The following is an 18,768-nucleotide window of genomic DNA, read 5'->3' as shown; positions in this document are numbered from 1 at the left end:
ATTTAATGTTTATTTTTAGTACAGTATGGTTAGATGAGTAACAGTAAAATGACGAGGATATATTGATGATGAAGCTAGGATATTTATTATTTAAAATAATCCTTTTTACCTTTTTGGAATTAAATAACATTTATCAAAATTATATTGTGACTAGTATTAATATGGCTAATTCGACTAATTTTGTTATTTTAAGTTTTCCTCTATTAACAATGGCTGGCAAAGTAAGTATAAAACCTTTATACTATGCGACAATTTTAGTAATACTTGCTGTGTTGCTAAATCAACCCGTTCTTTAACATCATCAATTGGAAGAAAATTATGCATCCGATGCTGAATATTGCTATTCGTGCTGCTCGTAAAGCAGGTAATGTGGCCATTAAGGCTTATGAAAATCCAAGTTCAATCGAAATTGACACTAAAGGTGCTAACGATTTTGCTACTAACGCCGATCGTGCTGCTGAAGCTTTAATTATTGAAACAATCAAAAAAGCGTATCCTGATCATACGATTATTGCTGAAGAAAGCGGACTGGCTAAAGGTAATGATGCTGACACGCAATGGATTATCGACCCAATTGATGGTACCACCAATTTTATTAAGAATATTCCTCATTTTGCGGTTTCTATCGCAGCTCGTGTTAAAGGTAAAACTGAAGTTGCTGTCGTTTATAATCCGATGAGTAATGAACTCTTCACGGCTGCTCGCGGTAAAGGTGCGCAGTTAAATGGTTACCGTATTCGAGTAAGTAATGCGAAAGATTTAGAGGGTAGTGTGCTTGCAACAGCTTTTCCTTTTAAAGCTAAACAACACAGTAATTGTTATTTTGCGGTATTGCAAAAGCTATTTACTAAGTGTGGTGATTTTCGTCGTACAGGTTCAGCAGCATTAGATTTAGCTTATGTCGCATCAGGACGCTTAGATGGTTTTTTTGAAATCGGCTTAAAACCATGGGATATTGCTGCTGGTGAATTGATTTTACGTGAAGCGGGTGGTGTGGTTACCGATTTTGCGGGCGGTAATAACTATATGGTCTCTGGTAATATTGTGGCTGGAAATCCAAGAATCGTTAAAGATCTGCTTGTTTCTACTCAAAATGATTGGCCAGAAAATTTACGTAATTAATTTTTATTTTCTTTATCTAAATGCAGGGCTGTCTTATCCCTGCATTTTGTCTTTATGTCGTTTATCAAAAATATAAATTTGCTATTGGTTATTGTGGATCAGTTATTGCTGTCATGGAACAATTAACTTGTAAGCCTTGATTGTTTAAATAGTCACTACCCCAAGTATACATTGATTCAAGGACTGGTTTGATACTTTTGCCAAAGTTGGTTAAAGAATATTCTACTTTAGGTGGTACGACGGGATAAACGTGTCGATGAATTAGGCCATTTGCTTCAAGTTCACGTAGCTGTTGGGTTAACATTTTCGGGGTAGCGGTTGGAATTTCTTTCTGTAATTGCGAAAATCTCAAGGTGGTTTCGGTCATCAGTTTCCATAAAATGAGCGATTTATATTTACCACCAATCATATTAATTGTGGCATCAACTGGACAACAGGTGATAGGTTGATGTTCTTTTCCACAACAAGTGGTATTAATCGGATTATTTTTCACATTATTATCTCAATAGTATCTTTTTAGGTAGTATATATCAAAAAAGTGCATTCTTGTTAAAAGGATAATTAATATTACAATAGCTATATAAATCACATCAAAAACCAAGGGAAACATCAAATGAAAACCGTCGAATATAGTTTTTTTGTGGAAGAGATGAGCTGCGCATCATGCGTTAGTCGTGTAGAAAAAGCATTAAAAAAGATTGATGGCGTGATTGATGTTAGTGTTAACCTAGCAACCGAAAAGGCAACAGTTGAAGCCAATGCCAATGTTAAATTAGACACTTTAATGGCTGCGGTAGATAAAGCCGGTTACCATGCGGTGAAGATTACTGAACCAGAAATTCATGCTCAAGATATGAGTAAACAAGCATCAATTTTGCCGATTATTATCTCGGTTATCTTAGCGATTCCTTTTGTGTTGCCGATGTTACTTGAGCCATTTGGCATTCATTGGATGATGCCAGCTTGGTTGCAATTAGTGATTGCCTCGGTTGTGCAATTTGGGCTTGGTGCAAAATTTTATCGTAGTGGTTTTAATGCTGCCAAGGCGTTGTCTGGTAATATGGATCTGTTAGTGGCTATTGGTACCAGTGCTGCTTATGGATTGTCACTTTATCAGCTTATTATCGGTAATGACGATCATCTCTATTTCGAGTCATCGGTTGTTATTATTACGTTAATCTTGATTGGTAAATGGTTAGAGTCAAGAGCTAAACATCAAACGACCCAAGCGATTGAAGCACTTTCCGCGTTGCGCCCGAAAGTTGCATTAGTTCGACAAGGTGATCAAGAGGTAAGTTTGCCTATAAGTCAGGTTAAGGTCGATGATGTGGTTGTGATCAAACCAGGTGAACGAATTCCAGTAGATGGTGTGGTTATTGACGGCGTATCAAGTTGTGATGAATCGATGTTGACGGGGGAAAGTTTCCCGGTTAGTAAAACCCTCAATAGTATCGTAACCGGTGGTACGATTAATGGCGAAGGGTTATTAATGGTAAAAACCACGGCCGTTCAAGCTGATTCGACTTTGTCGAAAATTATTGCTATGGTCGAATCTGCTCAAGCTAAAAAAGCGCCAATTCAACGTATTGTCGATCGGATTAGTGCTATTTTTGTTCCTGTAATTTTAATCATTGCACTGATTACATTGCTTGCTTGGGGGGTTATTTCTCATGATTGGCAGCAAGCTTTACTACATGCGGTCGCTGTGTTAGTGATTGCTTGCCCATGTGCATTGGGACTGGCGACACCAACTGCGATAATGGTTGGTACGGGTGTTGCTGCTCGCCATGGTATTTTGATTAAAGATGCCGAGGCGCTTGAAACCTTACATAACATTAATACGGTAGCATTTGATAAAACTGGCACATTAACCATTGGTAAACCAGAATTAGTTGAACTGGATGTAATGGGCACAGAAACTGCCGATCAAATTCTCGCACTAGCGGCATCAATGCAAGCCGGAAGTGAGCATCCACTCGCTAAAGCAATTTTAGCGAAAGCTAAATCACATAATTATGCGCAGAATATTACCTCAGTTGCTGGTTCAGGGGTAATGGCAACCATTGATAATCATGAATATTATTTAGGTAGTTTACGTTGGATGAAATCGTTAAATGCCTATTTTGTGGATATGCAGGATAAAATTAATGAACTGACGCAAAAAGGTTATACAATCTCATTTTTAGCCAAACAGCAATCAGAAAATGGCGTTGTGATATCAGCCTTATTTGGTTTTGCCGATGTGATTAAATCGGAAGCGAAAAGCGCCATTGATGCATTACATCAATTAAACGTAAATACGGTTATGTTAACCGGCGACAATCAACAAGCGGCTAATTATGTAGCACAGCAATTACATTTAGATAAAATTATTGCTGAGGTTTTACCACAAGATAAAGCTAATTATATTTATCAATTACAAAAAGAGAGCCAAAATATTAAAAGTAGTATTGGCAATCATAAAGTGGCAATGGTTGGTGATGGTATTAATGATGCACCTGCGTTAGCAGCTGCTGATATTGGTATTGCTATGGGAACAGGGACTGATGTCGCGATGCATGCAGCAAGTATAACGTTGATGCGTGGCAATCTATTTTTAATTGCCGATGCTATTGATATCTCTCGCCGAACCTATAATAAAATTAAGCAAAATTTATTTTGGGCTTTTTTCTATAATTTAATTGGCATTCCTCTTGCTGCCTTCGGCTTCTTAAATCCAATGATAGCCGGTGCGGCTATGGCACTTAGCAGTGTAAGTGTAGTGACTAATGCTTTATTATTAAAACGTTGGCAAGCGCGTTCTGGGTCAAAATAATTTTATTTTGACCTAATTCTTTATGGTAATAAATTAATTTTAGAACAAGTCATTAATGCAAATATTGTTCCAAATTAGTTGATTTTGGATCCTTTTTATTGCTCAGATCTAACAAGGAGTAGATTAGTGGCGAATATAATATAAATCAGAATGAAACTAACTGAAAAAACGATTAATTGGATAAGTATAAATATTTCACTATGTGAAAATTCAAATACTTGATTGAAAAAGCACCATTTTATAGGGTGTTTTTTCAATCGGTAAATCATTTTCAGATAAATTAAAGCCAAAAACCGGCAAAATTTTCCTATCGGAATAGTATCATGCTAAACAATGATAAATAGCATCTCTAATTTTTATTGGATAGCGTCCCAACATTCCTTCAATTGCGGTATTAGTCAAAATGACTACAGCTAATTCTTGTTGAGGGTCATAAAACCAATTATGACCATACACACCGCCCCATTGAATAGTTCCTTTACTCTGAGGTGTTTGTGCTAAGATCGGGTCATCAAGCACCGCACCACCATAACCGAATCCCCATCCTGGCCCTTTTGTACCATATTCACTACTTATATAACACTTCGCCATTGTATCCATTAGTTTATTGTTACTTAAATCAGTATTTATTGAAGTTAGTGATAACAGAAATTGCATAAAATCAGGGGCAGTACCAACCATACCAGCCCCACCTGAATGATAGGCTTTAGGATTAAATATGCGTTTAGGATCATAAGAAACAATCCCGTTATTCGATGCTTCATCTAATTGCATAAAATAAGGGCTTGGCATAGGTAATGGTTCCGGTAAAGCATTATAATAGTGAGTAACTAATTGATTATTATCTGGTATGGTAAAGCCGGTTTTTGCCATATTCAAAGGAATCGTTATGGTAGTTTTTATTATTTCTTCTAATGGTTGTTGAGTGACAGCAGTTAATACTCCACCTAAGACATCTAATGCCAATGAATAACACCAATTTGTTCCAGGAGCAAAAAGAAGAGGAGCTTTTGATAATCGATGAAGATTTTCATCTAAATCAGTTGCTATTTGATCAAAGCCGTCTGAAATCTGTAATGTATTATAAATGCCTTCACCATGAGGTTCGCAAAAACGATATTTTAGTCCCGCACTATGGGTTAATAAGTGATGCAAAGTAATAACTGGTTGCTGGCCATTTTCTAGTTTTGGAGTGAAATAAGGTAGATAATCAGTAACAGGCGAATCCAATTTTAGTAGCCCTTTTTCTGCTAAACATAATGCGGCTGCACTAACTATCGGTTTGGTAACGGATGAAAGCAAAAATTGTGTGTCAACTTGCATGGTTGATTTTTGTTCTTTATCAGCATAGCCGGATGCTTGTTGATAGATTATTTGTCCCTCTTTAGCAACCATAACAACAGATCCAACTATATGTTTTTTATCTATCGCATATTGATTCACTTTATTGATTGCTTGTCCAACATTTGCAGAAAAAAGACTAACTTTCATTTTTGTCTTAACTCTTGATTGATTATTATTTCACCTAATAGTATATGTTTTTTTGTAAGATAATAAATATGCTAAATGAATTTATTTTGACGATGTTTAGTTGGTTTCCTATTAATAGTTATGCTTATGTAATTTAACATTATTTTTCTATTATCAGTTCCATTTAATTTGTTAGTGTAAAGTGTATGTTGTTTAGCCATGAAGAACGATAGCTCTGTTATGTATGAGGTTACTTAATTATATAATCCAATTCAGGTTAGTATGATTGGATTGAATTCGATTTCGTGTCAATTAGACTCAAGCACATTTTATTTTTATGATTTATTTTAGATTAAAACCAACTTGTGATCCTTTACCTTGCTCGGTAACAAATACTCCAACGGCAGTAATCAATTGTTCATTATAGTAAATTAAAGGAATACGAGTGCGCATCCAAGGCGGAATATGATGTTCTTGCCACAGTTTTTTTATCGATCGTGATCCTTGGCGCTGCACAATTTGAAATTGACCTTGCGCATGAAAACGCACCGAAACCGTTTCATCTTTTTGAGGTAAACGGCAGATTAGATCAGTTTGATAATTAGGCTGTAAATGGCCTAAATTATCAGGCAAAGTGAGTGACGTAGCTAAATCCCACGGCAGGGTTTGCTGTTCAATATCTTGATATAAAGGTAATAAATAGAGTTGGTTTTGATAGCGGCGAATCTGTCGATTATGCAAAATAAATTGCGGATTGGCATCTTCTTTCGCTTGAATAACGGTTTGCCAAATTAACGACAGTTGCTTTTGACTTGGCATGCCGATATGTTGCTCTCTAAACCACATTCGCAATATTGCATTACGTTTGTATTCAGAATAATCCCGTAAAGGTTGAATATTGAGTTGTTTAGCATTACCAATAATTTGCTCAAATTCAGCCAATAACAGCTCATGAATTAAAGCTTCTTGCTGTTGACATAATTCAGCACTACGAGCCACCATTTGTGAAAAATGTGGCCAACGTTGATTAAGTATTGGTATTACCTTTAAGCGTAAAAAATTACGATCATAATGGTCGTCTTGATTACTTTCATCTTCAATCCAACTTAATAGATGTTGATTGGCATATTGTTCAATTTCTTGGCGAGAGATCGTTAATAATGGTCTAAGATGTTGGCCATTTTCCAGAGGCATAGCGGATAAGCCTGTTGGGCCACTACCACGTTTTAAGGCTAGGAAGAAAGTTTCACATTGGTCATCAAGATGTTGTGCCGTACATAACAATTCATCACTTTTTAAATGTTGATAAATGGCTTGATAACGAGCTTCTCTGGCCTGTTCTTCAATATTGCCAGAACTACGATTAAGTTTTACTTTTTCAATAATCAATGGCACTTGCCACGTTTGGCATTGTCTCAGGCAATGTTCAGCCCAATTATCGGCATTTTTACTTAAACCGTGATGAATATAAATAGCTCTTAGTTGTAAATTTTGTAGCCGTTGCTTTAAAGTGACTAATGCGTGCATTAATACGGTTGAATCGACACCACCACTAAAGGCAACCAATAACGATTGCCGACCGTTTAGATGTTGTAAAATAGTTTGCTCAACAATATTGTCTATTTGGGTTTGGCTTTGATGGCTCATGTGCTATCCATTTATACTAAGCTTTGTAACGCATTAACCTTATTTTTGTGTAGATTGATTCGATCTAGGCCAGCAGCAAGATCGGCGATTAAATCATCGGGATCTTCAAGGCCAATATGTAATCGAATTAATGTACCTGTGAAATCCACACCGGATACTGGACGTATTTTCGCAAGATCTTCAGGTTGATTGGCTAAAATCAATGATTCGAATCCACCCCATGAATAAGCCATCGAGAAGTGAGTCATATTATCTAAAAAATCAGATAATTGCACTTCGCTCAAATGATCTTTAAGTACAAACGAAAATAGGCCACTAGCGCCACTAAAATCACGTTTAAAAAATTCATGCCCTTTACAGCTTGCTAATGCAGGATGGTTAACCGTGGCAACTTTGGGGTGATTTGCTAACCAGTTAGCCACTTTTAGTCCACTTTCGTGATGTTGTTTTAACCTGACCGCTAAGGTTCTTAATCCTCGTGCTGCCATATAAGCGGTATCAGCATCACACATTTGTCCCATTAAATAAGAACGTTCACGTAATTGATCCCAACATCGTTGATTAGCAACCGCAGTACCTAACATAGCATCAGAGTGACCAATTAAATATTTAGTACCGGCTTGAATAGAGATATCAACATCATGCTCTAATGCTTTAAATAAAACACCAGCAGCCCAAGTATTATCCATCATAATGACAATTTCTGGATTAACACTGCGAATAGCTTTAACTATGGCTGGCACATCATGCAGTTCCATAGTGATTGAGCTTGGTGATTCAAGAAATACTACTTTGGTATTGGGTTTAATATGATTAGTAATATAGCGACCAATCAAGGGTGAAAAATAATCGGTTTCCACACCAAAATCTTTTAATATATGTTCGCAAAATTCTTGCGTCGGCTCGTAACTGGCTTCTGATACCAGAATATGATCACCGGTTTTTACAAAAGCTAAAATGGCATTTGCAATGGCGGCCGCACCACAAGGATAGAGATAGCAACCAGTACCACCTTCAATTTCCACCATGGCATCTTGCAGGGCAAAATGAGTTAATGTGCCGCGACGACCGTAAAATAGTGCTCCTTTAGTGCGATTTTCCATCGCTTCTTTTTTGGCCTCAATTGAATCAAAAACTAGCGATGATGCTCGCTGAATAACTGAATTAACTGCACCTTGGGTATAGCGTTTTTTTCGACCAGCATGAACTAATTTTGTTTGTAATGACATGATGCATCCTTAGTAAACCGATAAATTTCGATAACAGTTAGCATAGCATGCTGTTAAAATAGTAAAAAATAATTTTTATTTAAATTGGCTTACACAACATGTTAATTGTCCAACTTGCTCATTTAGATACGACGGAAGTGAACTATTCACTATTATCACCACAAATCATTAATGATGCTGAGTCATTAAGTGGTTCACGAAAAAAACAGTTTTTAGTATGTCGTTCAATTTTAGCTAGTTTACTTAAACAATATTGTCATATTGATAGTTTGCCTCCCATCATTATTGGTGATAATAGCCGTCCTTGCTTTTTACAACATAACCTGCCTGATTTTAATATCAGTCATAGTAAAGATTGGGTGGCAGTTGCCATATCCTTAAATGGTAGGGTTGGGATTGATATTGAAGTTGCTCGACAGCGTAAAAATTATTTGAATGTCGCTGAAAGTATATTTGCTAATGATGAATATCAATGGATGTTAAAACAACGTGATACTTTAACCGCCTTTTGGCAACTTTGGACATTAAAAGAGTCAGCTCTTAAATTATATGCCAAAGGCGTTTGGCAAATGAAATCGGTAAAAGTTGATGTCGCAAACCAGTTGATTAGTGCGCCATTTGGCCAAGATTTTTATTATCAATATCAGCAAGTGGCATCGGTTCATCTTGCTGTTAATCAGAATAAACCAATCAAAAAATTTATCCTGCAAACTTAATCTATTAATAATCTGCTACTAATATGGTAGCAGATTAATATCATCAATTTACTCTTCGCTTGAGGTCGTTAGGCCTGATTCACTTAACGTTTTATTGAAGTCTTTATCCATAAAGAATAAATCACGTTTGTTTTCACCAACTAATTCGAGTTTATCAACAATGCTCTTGAACAGTTTTTCTTCTTCATGTTGTTCAGCTACATACCATTGTAAAAAGTTGAAGGTTGAAAAATCTTTTTGGGTTAAAGCATAGTCAACAAGTTCATTAATTTCTTTGGTAATTTTAAGTTCATGTTGATATGCCGCTTTAAACACATCAAGTAGTGATTTATATTCTGATTCTGGCGCTGCAATTTTGCCAATAAGCGCTAATGCACCGCAATCTAACACATAATCAAATAAGCGTTCCATATGTTGCCGCTCTTCTCCGGCATGATCTCTTAAAAATTTTCCGAAAGATGGAAAATTTTGATCATCACACCATGCGCTCATTTGTAGGTAAAGGTTAGAAGAGTAGAATTCTAGATTTAATTGGTCATTAAGTTTTTTGACCATTTGGTTGGTTAACATTTTATTTGCCTCACATTGTTATTTTATTGTTTTCACTTCTCTGTCTTTAAAGATAATCTGATTATAATAAGAGCACAGTGATGACCCATCCCCTTAGGTTATTTATATCAGATAAATATCTTGAAGAATTTTCCTGTTTTTATCATCCAATTGATACTCTTTAGTTAACCAATCGTCGATGGTGGTATAGCGTTTTTTGATTTCATCAAGAGCTGCGGTTAAAAACTCTTGTTTAGCCGCAAAAATGATTTTCTGTTTCTCAAACTCTTCAGCCGATAATTTACTTTCATTTTGGCTGAGTATGGCTTGACGATAATCATTTAAATGGCGTTCGGTAAGTAAGTAATCTTGCATAACTACGTCTTCACTTACCCCCAATGCAAATAGGGTTAAAGCTACGCCAACACCAGTTCTATCTTTACCTACTGCACAATGTTGCACTAAGGGTTTTCCATTAGCGCTAAGTAGTAGTGATGTTAACTTTTTATAAGCAAGATTATTAAAAGGTAATAATTGATAAAGTTTAATCATAAAATCAAACGGTGAATATTTTTTCATAACGAAAATATCATCACTGGTTAGGCTTGCTGTAATTTCATCACTTAACGGGTTTGCTGGCACATTAATATATTGACTGTTATTCCAAAGATTATCGGGATGACGATCAATTTCATGTTGATCTCGATAATCTAATACATAATGCAAATTAAGCTCATCAGATAAAAAGTTTTTTTCACTATCATTAAGACGTGAAAATTCACCTGAACGATACAACATTCCTGTTCGAATTTGGCGACCATCACTGGTTTTAATGCCACCTAAGTCACGAAAATTGATGCCATTTTGGATTGGTACAACTGATGTCATTATAGGTCCTTATTTGCGCTTAACTTTGCTTGCTATCTTAACATGTTTCTGATTAGAATTGATTTATCGTTTTTGCATTTTTATTGCTTGAGGAATTTATTATGTCGAGTTTATCTATATTACTTTCGGAAAAACCTGCACCATCAAAGTGGGGAAAAGAGGCGTTACTTAGTTTTTCAGATGATGCTGTTACCATTCATTATCAACCCGACCATCGACATGGCGCCATTCAGCGAGCAGCAAGAAAATTAGATAATCAAGGTATTAAGTCGGTTAAACTTAGTGGTGATAATTGGGATCTAGAATCGTGTTGGCATTTTTGGCTCGGTTATCGTAATGCCAAAAATAATAATAAGGTGAGTTGGGCAAAACTTAATAGCCAAGATAAACAAGAACTAAAATATCGCTTAGCGATTATTGATTGGTGTCGAGATATTGTTAATCAACAAGCAGAAACATTAAGTCCTCTAGAATTGGCCACGCAAAGTGCAAACTTAATCAGCAATTATTCCACAGATATTACCTATAACATCATTTCCGGCGAAGCATTAAAAGAACAGGATTTTATGGGAATTTATACGGTTGGCAAAGGATCTGATCGGCCGGCAGCGTTACTTGAGCTTGATTATAATCCGACTAACAACCCCAAAGCGCCAATTGTCGCTTGTTTAGTCGGTAAAGGTATCACTTTTGATTCTGGTGGTTATAGCTTAAAGCCAAGCAGTTTTATGGAATCAATGCGATCGGATATGGGGGGCGCGGCATTAGTAACTGGTGCTCTGGCACTTGCTATTGCCCGAGGAGTCAAACATCGTATTAAACTTTACCTATGTTGCGCTGATAACTTGGTGAGTGGTAAGGCATTTAAACTGGGTGATATTATTCGATATCGTAATGGTAAAACAGTTGAAGTGGATAATACCGATGCGGAAGGACGGTTAGTTTTAGCTGACGGGTTAATTAGTGCTGACAGTGATAAGCCTCACTATATTATTGATTGCGCAACCCTTACTGGAGCAGCAAAAATTGCTGTAGGTAACGATTATCAATCATTACTTTCATTTGATGACAAATTTGCTAATCAATTATTGGCAAGTAGCCAAGCGGAACATGAAGCTTTTTGGCGATTACCATTAGCTGATTTTCATCGTAGCCAATTTCCATCATCGTTTGCGGATATAGCCAATTCAGGATTACCCAATACCGCTGGTGCCAGTACTGCCGCGGCATTTTTATCTCATTTTATTAAAAATTATAAACAAAATTGGCTACACATTGACTGTTCAGCGACATTCCGTAAAAGTGCCACCGCTTTATGGGCAACAGGTGCAACAGGTATTGGGGTAAGAACGCTAGCTAATTTGTTAACCGTATTAAAATGATTTGGAATAACTTTATGATTAATTGAATAGAATTTTAAAAATGTTTATCAATATGTAAGGAATACTATGAAGAAGTTATTATTAGTTATGCCTCTCTTGTTTTCTTTTGTTGTTTGTGCGGATGATTGTAAAACAGAATATGAGCAAGAAAATTATGAAAAAGCGTTTAATATATGTACACAAGAAGCGATGAACAGTGTCCCGTACGCACAATTTTATTTAGGTACTATGTATGATTTTGGTAGAGGTATTGGAGAAGATAAACAAAAAGCTATATTTTGGTATGAAAAAGCAGCTAAACAAAACGACTCTGGCGCCCAATGGAGTTTAGGGTTTATGTATTATCACGGTGAAGGTATAAAGCAAGATAAACAAACTGCGCTATATTGGTATACAAAAGCAGCCGAGCAAGGTGAACCTATACCTCAATATAATTTAGGATTTATGTATTATAATGGTGAAGGTACAAAGCAAGATAAATCAAAGGCGGTATATTGGTATACAAAAGCAGCGGAGCAAGGTGATTCTTTCGCTCAATATAATTTAGGGCTGATGTATGATAAAGGTGATGGAGTTGAGCAGAATATATCTTTAGCTTACAATTATTTTAAACAGTCTTGTTATCAAGGTGAAAAACTTGCTTGTGATGAATTAAAAAAATAATCCTAAGATTTAATAAAAAAACACCTTAAATCACTAAGGTGGTTTACTTGAAGTATTTATTAATTTTAAAGACTATTGTTTATCTTCAACCACTGTTGCTTTTTTTATATAGATTGGTTCAACAAGGGCATTTTGACGTGGTCTTATATGTTAAATTCGACAGTCATAATCTTATCAGTAATCTTTCTTCTTTATAGGTTTATTCATTACACAATAACTTTATTATTTGTGAGCGATAATTAAGAAAATTAATGCTAATGATTATTTTGATACATACATTTATATATAATGAATAAAATAAAAAATAGTAGTGTCTATTTTAGCATGTATAGGAAATACAATGAAAAAACTAGTATCTTTTGGGTTATTAATTCTGTGTTCTTTTTCAAGTTATGCAAATGAATGCGAAATATATTGGTTGATGGGGAGTAATGAAGAGGCTTTCACTCCATGTAAAGTAGAAGCGGAGCAAGGTAATGCCGAAGCCCAATATATTTTAGGACTTATGTATGATGAAGGTGATGGTATAGAGCAAGATGTACAAAAGGCCGCATATTGGTACAAAAAAGCGGCAGCAAAAGGTAAATCTGATGCACAATTTAATTTAGCGGTTATGTATGATGAAGGTGATGGCATAGAACAAGATAAACAAAAGGCGTTATATTGGTATACAAAAGCAGCAGAACAAGGTAATTCTAATTCACAAAATAATTTAGGGCTTATGTATGATAAAGGAGACGGCATAGAGCAAGATAAACAAATGGCGTTATATTGGTATACAAAGGCAGCTGAAAAAGGTGAATCTAACGCACAATATAATTTAGCGATTATGTATGAGAAAGGTGATGGTGTAGAACAAGATAAACAAAAAGCTGCATATTGGTATACAAAAGCAGCAGAGCACGGTAATGCTAATTCACAAAATAATTTAGCGGTTATGTATGAGAAAGGTGATGGTGTAGAACAAGATAAACAGAAGGCAGCATATTGGTATACAAAGGCAGCTGAAAAAGGTGAATCTAATGCTCAATTCAATTTAGCGCTTATGTATGATGAAGGTGATGGCATAGAACATGATAAACAAAAAGTGATATATTGGTATACAAAAGCTGCTGAGAAAGGACATCCCTCCGCACAAAACAATTTAGCGTTTATGTATGATAAAGGTGATGGTGTAGAACAAGATAAACAAAAAGCTGTATATTGGTTTACAAAATCGGCACAACAAGGCGTGCCTGATGCTCAATACAATTTAGCGCTTATATATGATAAGGGTGATGGCATAAAGCAAGACAAATCATTAGCTAATGAGTATTTTAAACAGTCTTGTGATCTGGGATTTGAAAGAGCTTGTAATAAATTAAAAAAATAACTAGATTTTTAGGTATTCATCGTTTTAAGAATAACTTATTGTTTATCTTCAACCACTGTTGCTTTTTTAATATAGATTGGTTCAACAGGGACATTTTGATGTGGTCCCATGCGTTTAGTATCTACGCTAACAATTTTATCAACGATATCCATTCCTTTAATGACTTTACTAAAAATAGCATAGCCATATTGACCTAGTTATCGGTAATTATGGAAATCAATAATAACGATTATTTTCGATACATACTTTTATCTAAATAAATAAAAAAACATGCATGTTTGCTTTAACATATATAGGAAATACAATGGAAAAACTAGTATCTTTTGGGTTATCAATTCTCCGTTCTTTTTCAAATTATGCTGATCAGTGTAAAACAGATGATGAACAAAAAAACTATGAAAAAGACTTTGTTAAATGTAAACAAGAAGCTGAACAAGGCCATTCCAACGCACAATATAATTTAGCTCGTATGTATTATTACGGTGAAGGAATAGAGCAAGATAAACAGAAGACTGTATATTGGTATACAAAAGCAGCAGAGCAAGGTCATTCCATCGCACAATATTATTTAGCTCTTGTGTATGATGAAGGTGATGGTATACCACGAGATAAACAAAAAGCTGCATTTTGGTATGAAAAATCAGCGGAACAAGGTTATTCCAGTGCCCAATATGATTTAGCAAGTATGTATCATGCAGGTGATGGTATACCACAAGATGAACAAAAAGCTGCATATTGGTATACAAAAGCAGCGGAACAAGGTTATTTCAGCGCCCAATATCATTTAGCGCTTATGTACGATCTAGGTGATGGCATAGAACAAGATAAACAAAAAGCGTTATATTGGTATATAAAAGTAGCGGAGCGGGGACACTCCAGAGCACAAAATAATTTAGCACGTATGTATGATCAAGGTGAAGGTATAGAACAAGATAAAGAAAAAGCTGCATATTGGTATACAAAAGCAGCGGAGCGAGGTCATTCTGATGCGCAATATAATTTAGCAATTATGTATAGTAAAGGGGAAGGCATAAAGAAAGATAACCAAAAAGCGATATATTGGTATACAAAAGTGGCAGAGCAAGGTCATTGTGGTGCGCAATATAATTTAGGGTCTATTTATAATAACGGTGATGGTATAGAGAAAAATAAACAGAAAGCGATATATTGGTATACAAAAGCAGCAGAACAAAATGATCCTGAAGCACAATATAAGTTAGGAATTATGTATGATAAGGGAGATGGTGTGTTACAGGATAAGTCTTTAGCTAAAAATTATTTAAAACAGTCTTGTAATCAAGGTTATAAACTTGCTTGTGATGAATTAAAAAAATAATCCTGTGATTTAATAAAAAACCACCTTAAATCACTAAGGTGGTTTACTTGAAGTATTTATTAATTTTAAAGACTATTGTTTATCTTCAACCACTGTTGCTTTTTTAATATAGATTGGTTCAACAGGAACATTTTGATGTGGTCCCATGCGTTTGGTGTCTACGCTAACAATTTTATCAACGATATCCATTCCTTTAATAACTTTGCCAAAAACAGCATAACCATATTTGTCTGGTGATTGGTAATTAAGGAAATCATTATTGACAACGTTAATAAAAAATTGGCTAGTTGCGCTATCTACGGCATTGGTTCTTGCCATTGCGATAGTTCCACGATCGTTTTTCAAGCCATTATTTGCTTCATTTTTAATTGGCTGTTGAGTTTCTTTGAATTTTAATTGATCATCAGCACCACCGCCTTGAATCATAAATCCAGGAATGACTCGATGGAAGGTTAAATTTTCATAATAACCGCTATTTACATAATCAAGAAAATTTTTTGTGGTAATTGGTGCGTGTTCGCTATCTAATTCAATTTCAATATCGCCCATACTGGTTTGTAATAATACTTTGCTATCAGCCAAAACAAAACTTGAAAAAAGGCTTAATAGTAGCGATATAATTAATATTTTGATTTTTTTCATTTTATGAATCCTTATTATTATATTGTCGGCAAATTATACCGAATATTAATTTAATTGAAATCATTAATATGCAAAATAAGATAAAATTTTGTGTAGGAGACCGAAATAATTTTATTAATTAGTAAAATTATTTTTTTATTCAATATAATTCATAATGTTATTAGGTTTATATTCTATTAGTTAACTATTTTTAATCCAAAATTTAGTCCAAAAAACTCCGTTCCTCAACTTTATTCTGGGTGATAAATGAGATGTTTTTTATGTAACATGCCTTTAACGTTGTCTCACCATGGCATTTGTAGTCAATGTGTTAAAAACTTACCTAAGTTTAATAAAATATGCCATCAATGCAACCTTCCTCATTCATTATCAACAAATGAGTGCTATAGGTGCCGTGATAAGAAACCTTATTGGGATGAAATGATTGCAGCGACAGAATATATCGATCCATTAAAGAAATTAATCCAATATTTAAAATTTCATAATAAAGTGGAGTTAGCTAATGCATTAGCCAGATTGATGTTTTTAGCATGGTATCAACGAAGGTTGAGTAGTGGTTTGGTTAAACCGGATATTGTCACTTGTGTTCCTTTACATCATTTACGTTATTGGTATAGAGGATTTAATCAAGCAGCATTATTAGCTAAGCCAATAGCTAGATGGCTAAATAGTGATTTTCAGCCACACCTTTTGTCGCGAAAATTTGCTGCTCACGATCAAAAGAATTTATCGCGCAAGCAACGAATGAATAATGTTAAAACACTTTTTAAGTGTCATCATAATTTAACCAATCAATCGATAATGCTTATTGATGATATTGTTACGACCGGTAATACAATAAATGCCATTAGCCAGCAATTAAAAGAGTGTGGTGCAGCCCATGTGCAGATCGTTTGTTTATGTCGGACAATCTTGTAAAATCTAAAACACCCTCTATAATAACCAACAGAGTTAGTCAACTATTATTGATGATATTAGCTACTATTAATGTCAATCGTGTTTAAGTGAGGGATTATGACTATTATTACCATTTCTGAATCAGCACAACAACATTTTAAAAAATTGCTTGCTAATCAGCCTGATGGTACACAAATTCGGGTTTTTGTTATTAATCCTGGCACTCCGTCAGCTGAATGTGGAGTTTCTTACTGCCCACCGGATACTATTGAAGATACCGATATTGAAGAACAGCAATCAGCAGGGTTTTCTGTTTATATGGATGAAATTAGCGCTCCTTTTTTAGAGGAAACGTTGATTGACTATGTAACGGATGAATTAGGTTCTCAATTAACTTTAAAAGCTCCGAACTCCAAAATGAAAAAGGTTGCCGATGATGCGCCGTTAATCGAACGTGTCAATTATGTTATTCAAGCACAGGTTAATCCTCAATTAGCTAGTCATGGTGGTCATGTGAGTTTGGTTGAATTAACCGATGATAATTATGCGATATTACAATTTGGTGGTGGTTGTAATGGTTGTTCGATGGTCGATTTTACTTTAAAAGACGGTATTGAAAAGCAATTGCTTGCAGAATTTCCTGAATTAGCAGGCGTTAAAGATATTACCGAACATCAAGTGGGAAGCCATTCTTATTGTTAAAAAATTTTCAATTTAAACCTTGCTTATTGCTAGGATTAAGTCATAATCGCATGATGTCTGACAATTCACGTTATGATGGGGTTTTATGAATCAAGTTAGTATTATTTCAGATCTTATCGTTTGGATTGAAAAAAATTTGGAGCAACCCTTATCTATTGATAATGTCGCTCAGAAATCAGGTTATTCGAAGTGGCATTTACAACGGATGTTTAAAGAAGTAACAGGTCAAGTACTTGGTACTTATATTCGTCACCGAAGATTAACTTATGCGGCATTATCTTTACGCATGACAAGTAAACCTATTTTAGATATTGCTATGCAATATCGTTTTGATTCGCAGCAAACTTTTACTCGTTCTTTTAAAAAGCAATTTAATGAAACACCAGCAAGTTATCGTCGTGGTGAATTTTGGGATCCTACAGGGTTAACTCCTGCTATTGAATTAAATAAAAATCGACTTTCTTTACCTGAACCTAAATTTGTGAATATGCCGAAACAAACTTTTTGGGGGATCTCTTACAAAAATAATTGTAATTTGAGTCAAATTTTAGATGAAGAAAATAAATTAAGATCGCAGTTTTTTCAAAGTTATTTATCCCATTATGCTCACAATAGTGACAGTTTACCAGATAAGATTTTTGCTTTTAGCCGCATTTTGAAAAGTAAAGATAATGCTAATGAACAAGAACTTTTATATACAATTGCCTTAGATCATAATAATAATCTTGAGCATATAGAACCAATTATTAATGAAGGTGGTTTATATCTTTGTTTTAAATATATCGGTTCGCTAGAAAATTTCAGTGATTTTATTTCTCAAGTCCACTTAGCTGCAATGCCAGCATTAAAAGTTCGGTTACGCACCTCAAGTTGTTTGATTGAGATTCATCATAATCATCATGATGATACGATTAAATGTTTTAAAGATATCCATACTATGGAATGTGATTATTGTGTGCCAGTGGTTGCCGATGAAGAAGTCAATATCCAGTCAAACTTGTTATAGTCTACTTTAACTAGTTTTTATAAATATTGACTATTATTTTATTTATCTTATTTCAATAGAATATTTTCCAACCATACTTTAAATTCAGGAGTTGCTTCTTTTAAACTATTCGATCCTCTGGTAACAGTAGCAATGCCTATTTTTAATTGTTCTTTAAGTTGGCGCTGATTTATTGATCCATCCAGTAATGATCGGACAATTTTAACTCTTGTGATTAATGCATCCCGCTCATCAGCTGTCATCAGTAATTTCAATATATCTAATGAATAACCGCTATTAAATGCTTGGTGTAATATTTCAACCGTTTGGTTCCATTCTTTAGTTTTCATGTA

18 protein-coding genes and 1 pseudogene are annotated in these 18,768 nt (G+C 34.9%); 10 read left to right on the top strand and 9 right to left on the bottom strand.

All coding sequences use genetic code 11. The features are described 5' to 3' along the window. Positions 1-318: 318 nt before the first annotated feature. Positions 319-1,122: an inositol-1-monophosphatase gene (suhB, locus tag B6C99_RS08575; RefSeq protein WP_065577905.1), complete on the top strand. Its 804-nt coding sequence runs from the start codon at positions 319-321 to the stop codon at positions 1,120-1,122. A gap of 88 nt (positions 1,123-1,210) precedes the next feature. Here the strand turns inward: suhB and B6C99_RS08570 are convergent, their stop codons facing one another. Beyond that, positions 1,211-1,531 carry a helix-turn-helix domain-containing protein gene (locus B6C99_RS08570; RefSeq protein WP_086321243.1) on the bottom strand — a complete coding sequence of 107 codons (321 nt, stop codon included), beginning with the start codon at positions 1,529-1,531 and terminating at the stop codon, positions 1,211-1,213. A gap of 204 nt (positions 1,532-1,735) precedes the next feature. Between B6C99_RS08570 and B6C99_RS08565 the strand changes: the two genes are divergently transcribed. After that, the gene (locus B6C99_RS08565; RefSeq protein WP_086359441.1) at positions 1,736-3,937 is read left to right on the top strand and encodes a cation-translocating P-type ATPase; all 2,202 of its coding nucleotides are present in this window, start codon (positions 1,736-1,738) and stop codon (positions 3,935-3,937) included. A gap of 321 nt (positions 3,938-4,258) precedes the next feature. Here B6C99_RS08565 and B6C99_RS08560 read toward each other — a convergent pair whose 3' ends face one another. The 3 genes from B6C99_RS08560 to metC all read right to left on the bottom strand — a co-directional run bounded on the left by B6C99_RS08560 (position 4,259) and on the right by metC (position 8,283). After that, complete coding sequence (locus B6C99_RS08560) at positions 4,259-5,428, bottom strand: serine hydrolase (protein WP_086359440.1); 1,170 nt, start codon at positions 5,426-5,428, stop codon at positions 4,259-4,261. A 321-nt stretch (positions 5,429-5,749) separates the two neighbouring features. Further along, positions 5,750-7,054 (bottom strand): tRNA lysidine(34) synthetase TilS, encoded by a 1,305-nt coding sequence (gene tilS / locus B6C99_RS08555; RefSeq protein ID WP_086359439.1) that lies wholly within the window; start codon positions 7,052-7,054, stop codon positions 5,750-5,752. Between the two features lie 11 nt (positions 7,055-7,065). Beyond that, positions 7,066-8,283, bottom strand: a complete 1,218-nt coding sequence (metC, locus tag B6C99_RS08550) for a cystathionine beta-lyase (RefSeq protein ID WP_086359438.1) — start codon at positions 8,281-8,283, stop codon at positions 7,066-7,068. A gap of 98 nt (positions 8,284-8,381) precedes the next feature. Here metC and B6C99_RS08545 point away from each other — a divergent pair, with 98 nt between their 5' ends. Further along, on the top strand, positions 8,382-8,999 hold the full coding sequence (locus B6C99_RS08545; RefSeq protein ID WP_086359437.1) for a 4'-phosphopantetheinyl transferase superfamily protein: 618 nt from the start codon (positions 8,382-8,384) through the stop codon (positions 8,997-8,999). Between the two features lie 48 nt (positions 9,000-9,047). On the opposite strand, the gene ftnA is transcribed toward B6C99_RS08545, so the two are convergent. Next, on the bottom strand, positions 9,048-9,569 hold the full coding sequence (gene ftnA / locus B6C99_RS08540) for a non-heme ferritin (protein WP_086359436.1): 522 nt from the start codon (positions 9,567-9,569) through the stop codon (positions 9,048-9,050). Between the two features lie 102 nt (positions 9,570-9,671). After that, positions 9,672-10,436 (bottom strand): tyrosine-protein phosphatase, encoded by a 765-nt coding sequence (locus B6C99_RS08535; protein WP_086353756.1) that lies wholly within the window; start codon positions 10,434-10,436, stop codon positions 9,672-9,674. 101 nt (positions 10,437-10,537) lie between these two features. Here B6C99_RS08535 and pepB point away from each other — a divergent pair, with 101 nt between their 5' ends. From pepB to B6C99_RS08520, 3 genes are all read left to right on the top strand, one after another. Beyond that, on the top strand, positions 10,538-11,818 hold the full coding sequence (gene pepB, locus B6C99_RS08530) for an aminopeptidase PepB (protein ID WP_086359435.1): 1,281 nt from the start codon (positions 10,538-10,540) through the stop codon (positions 11,816-11,818). Positions 11,819-11,884: 66 nt separating this feature from the next. After that, positions 11,885-12,481, top strand: a complete 597-nt coding sequence (locus tag B6C99_RS08525; protein WP_086359434.1) for a tetratricopeptide repeat protein — start codon at positions 11,885-11,887, stop codon at positions 12,479-12,481. Between the two features lie 340 nt (positions 12,482-12,821). Then, the gene (locus tag B6C99_RS08520) at positions 12,822-13,853 is read left to right on the top strand and encodes an SEL1-like repeat protein (protein ID WP_086359433.1); all 1,032 of its coding nucleotides are present in this window, start codon (positions 12,822-12,824) and stop codon (positions 13,851-13,853) included. Between the two features lie 35 nt (positions 13,854-13,888). Here B6C99_RS08520 and B6C99_RS08515 read toward each other — a convergent pair. Then, positions 13,889-14,041: pseudogene (locus tag B6C99_RS08515) on the bottom strand (peptidylprolyl isomerase); the annotation flags it as partial. 116 nt (positions 14,042-14,157) lie between these two features. Between B6C99_RS08515 and B6C99_RS08510 the strand changes: the two are divergent. Continuing rightward, positions 14,158-15,189 (top strand): SEL1-like repeat protein, encoded by a 1,032-nt coding sequence (locus B6C99_RS08510; protein ID WP_158092461.1) that lies wholly within the window; start codon positions 14,158-14,160, stop codon positions 15,187-15,189. Positions 15,190-15,261: 72 nt separating this feature from the next. Here B6C99_RS08510 and B6C99_RS08505 read toward each other — a convergent pair whose 3' ends face one another. Continuing rightward, positions 15,262-15,831: a peptidylprolyl isomerase gene (locus B6C99_RS08505; protein ID WP_086359430.1), complete on the bottom strand. Its 570-nt coding sequence runs from the start codon at positions 15,829-15,831 to the stop codon at positions 15,262-15,264. Positions 15,832-16,077: 246 nt separating this feature from the next. Here B6C99_RS08505 and B6C99_RS08500 point away from each other — a divergent pair, with 246 nt between their 5' ends. From B6C99_RS08500 to robA, 3 genes are all read left to right on the top strand, one after another. After that, on the top strand, positions 16,078-16,749 hold the full coding sequence (locus B6C99_RS08500; protein WP_086359429.1) for a phosphoribosyltransferase family protein: 672 nt from the start codon (positions 16,078-16,080) through the stop codon (positions 16,747-16,749). Positions 16,750-16,851: 102 nt separating this feature from the next. Continuing rightward, on the top strand, positions 16,852-17,430 hold the full coding sequence (gene nfuA / locus B6C99_RS08495) for a Fe-S biogenesis protein NfuA (RefSeq protein ID WP_086359445.1): 579 nt from the start codon (positions 16,852-16,854) through the stop codon (positions 17,428-17,430). Positions 17,431-17,515: 85 nt separating this feature from the next. Beyond that, positions 17,516-18,436, top strand: coding sequence for an MDR efflux pump AcrAB transcriptional activator RobA (gene robA / locus B6C99_RS08490; protein WP_086359428.1), 921 nt, complete (start codon positions 17,516-17,518; stop codon positions 18,434-18,436). A gap of 47 nt (positions 18,437-18,483) precedes the next feature. On the opposite strand, the gene trpR is transcribed toward robA, so the two are convergent. Continuing rightward, positions 18,484-18,765 carry a trp operon repressor gene (gene trpR, locus B6C99_RS08485; protein ID WP_216819432.1) on the bottom strand — a complete coding sequence of 94 codons (282 nt, stop codon included), beginning with the start codon at positions 18,763-18,765 and terminating at the stop codon, positions 18,484-18,486. Positions 18,766-18,768: the final 3 nt, after the last annotated feature.

Source organism: Gilliamella sp. N-G2 (genome assembly GCF_002142215.1).
Lineage (GTDB): Bacteria > Pseudomonadota > Gammaproteobacteria > Enterobacterales > Orbaceae > Gilliamella.
The sequence above is the reverse complement of the archived record's forward strand: the minus strand, read 5'-3'. Positions and strand labels throughout refer to the sequence as shown.